Genomic DNA, 2,803 nt, shown 5'->3' on the forward strand with positions numbered 1-2,803 from the left:
TATGTCGTTGTTTTCATTCACAACATCACTATTTACTATCAATCCGTTTTTCTCTGATATATTTCGTAACAAGCAGCCCTGAGTTATCCTCTTCCATAACGACGTCTAAAAGGATGACAGCCGTATCGGGGTGAGCCTCGATGAGGCGGTTTGCCTCGGCAGCCGAGAATGCGCTGATAAACTCAAGGGACTTGCCGTCATAAGTAAAGTGCTTTAATGACAGGCGTGTCATATCGTGAACCTCTTGTTCATCGTCAACTATAATTACCTTCCACGCTCCGGAGGCATTGTGTGCAATAGCTTCCCCGCTGTACCGGTAGAAGAACTGCTCGGTGTTATCACTGTGATTAATCACGCCGCGGCCTCCTTTTTCATAACAGGCAATGCAATGGTAAATGTCGTTCCCGCGTTCAACTCGCTTTGGCATTCAATTGAGCCGCCGAGGGTCTGCGTTACAATACTATGGACGATATGAAGGCCCAGGCCCGTGCCTCCAGAGCCGCGCATTGTCGTAAAAAACGGGTCATATATCCTCTTGAGATATTCCTGGGGCATACCCTTGCCGTCATCTTTGTACTCGATAATAATGCCGTCTTCTGTGGCGCTTGCCTCAATCATTATGTTACCTTTAACACCCTTGTCATAGGCGTGCATGAGGGAATTCATTAACAGATTGGTTATAATCTGAGCAATTGCACCTGGATAGCTGTCGAGTTCTATGCCCTCATCGCATATGATTTCTATATTATGCCGGAGTCTTTTCATCTTGGGCTGAAGACTAAGCATGATTTCCTCTATGTATTCCTTTAGCCTGAAACGTCGCCTGTCCTGCGTGATCTGATCAGCTGAGACCATCTTGAAACTCTTGACAAGGTCGGCGGTACGCGTAAGGCTCTTAAAAATAAGGGAACTGCTCTGAATCATATCGTCTATATATTCCTTGAGCTGCTCCTTTCGCAGTGACTGCACATCGAAGGCGGCCTTTATCTGTTCTGTCTCCCTTGTGATGGTTGACGACAGTGTTATGCCAATTCCTAAAGGTGTGTTTATCTCATGGGCGACTCCGGCCAACATCTGCCCAAGAGAGGCCAGCTTCTCGGCCTGCACTAACTGCGTACGGCTGTCTTTGAGGTGTTGATTGGCCGTCTCTAATTCCTTGAGGTGCATGTCGCGTACCTTTTGCATCCGCTTAAGCTGCGTTATGTTCTGTGCTGAGCACACAATCTCTTCAATTGTATTGCCGTCGCTGCCGTAAATTGCCGACGCAGAGAATATAACAGGAACCCTCACCCCGTATTTTGCCATCAGCACTACCTCGACATCTTTTACATATCCATTTCTCATCACTTCATTATACAATATTTCGGCAACAGTGTCGCTTTCAAATACTTCGTCTATGCGCTTGTTGAGCAGCTCGTCCTCAGTGCGGCCTAACATCTTATGAACAGACTTGTTAACTTTCACTATCTCGGCGTCTTCCGTCAGCACCAGAACGGCGATTGCGATGGTCTCGATCAAATTGTCTGTATATTCTTTTGCTATGATTAATTCATCCCGTGTGTTTTGCAGCTCCATGAGCATCTGGTTAAACGAGTTGGTAAGGACACCGGCCTCGTCTTTTGGTGGATTGATTAATTTGGTGGAGATGTGCCTTGTGATGAGGGTATAAATCACACCGCTTAGAGCCAGTGCAAAAATTAATATGCCAGCAGTGGCATATTTAATCTTAGTCACATCGGCGCTAAACTCCGCATAGGGTATGACTACCGCAACCCACAAGCTTAACTGCTCAATCGGTACAATGGCGACAATGCTGTCAACCCCTGATATAAAAGCCCTGCCAACACCCTTCTTTAACACAGCCGGTTTTACGCCTTTGCCAACAGGGGCATCGACAGATTTCCCTGCCATATCAGGTCTTTTACCAGCATAGATGATTGTCCTTCTGTCATCGAGCACTATGGCAACTCCAGACCTCTGAACCTCAACCTCTGACAAAACACCCGCAATATCGGCAACAGGCACGCTGCCCCTTAAACTTCCAATGGGTTGGCCGCCGCTGTACTTTGCCGCAGTTAACGTAACCGCCGGCACGCCGAGGTCTATGTTGTTTTGTTCGTATGAGACGACAATCCCGTGCTGTGCTGACATTTCTTCTATGAAAATGGATGCATCCCTTATGTAGCCGGAGAATATTATCCCATTTACAGCCCTGAGCTCGTCCCCTTTGAGGTTAACATAACTCAAAACTGGAAACTCCCGCACAAAGCTGGTCAGATATTTCGTCAGATCGTATTGGCTTGAGTTATCGGTATGAACATCCGCATTCTGGCTATCCGGTAATCTTTCCGATATCGTTAACAATGTAGATTTTCTTTGGGCAAGAACCTCTAAGATCCTTGATTTAAGCATAGTGGCCATAAACTCAAGGTCTCTGGGGTCGTCAATGTTAACATGGGTAGTGATAAAACTATATCCAATTGCCCCAATTGTCAGCCCAACGAATAATACCATACCAAAATGTGCCGCTAATATCTTATTTCTGATAGATAAGTACATATCACCCTATATATTTGATTATAGCCGATTATTACCGGCCTTGTCCAGATAGAGACAGGGCAAACGCATTTGAAACTCACACCAGCAATTCCCTCTCATATATGCCCGCTTTCGCGGGAATGCCAGAATAAGAAATATTGGAAAGATAGAGTAACAATAAACGTATGAACATCTAATATGTCATTCCACTCTCTTTTTTTGTCATTCCCGCGAACAGACTGTGTCACAATAAAAAACCAGCCCC

General features: G+C 45.7%; 2 protein-coding genes. Both read right to left on the bottom strand.

Annotated features, from left to right (window positions below; all coding sequences use genetic code 11):
• Positions 1-28: 28 nt before the first annotated feature.
• Positions 29-355: a response regulator gene (locus tag AB7D94_RS16905; RefSeq protein ID WP_420267241.1), complete on the bottom strand. Its 327-nt coding sequence runs from the start codon at positions 353-355 to the stop codon at positions 29-31.
• A complete protein-coding gene (locus AB7D94_RS16910; protein ID WP_420267242.1) occupies positions 352-2,559 on the bottom strand; it encodes an ATP-binding protein in 2,208 nt (735 codons plus the stop codon). Before AB7D94_RS16910 ends, AB7D94_RS16905 begins: the two co-directional genes overlap by 4 nt.
• Positions 2,560-2,803 lie beyond the last annotated feature (244 nt).

Source organism: Candidatus Magnetominusculus dajiuhuensis, from assembly GCF_046044395.1.
GTDB classification, from domain to species: Bacteria; Nitrospirota; Thermodesulfovibrionia; order Thermodesulfovibrionales; family Magnetobacteriaceae; genus Magnetominusculus; species Magnetominusculus dajiuhuensis.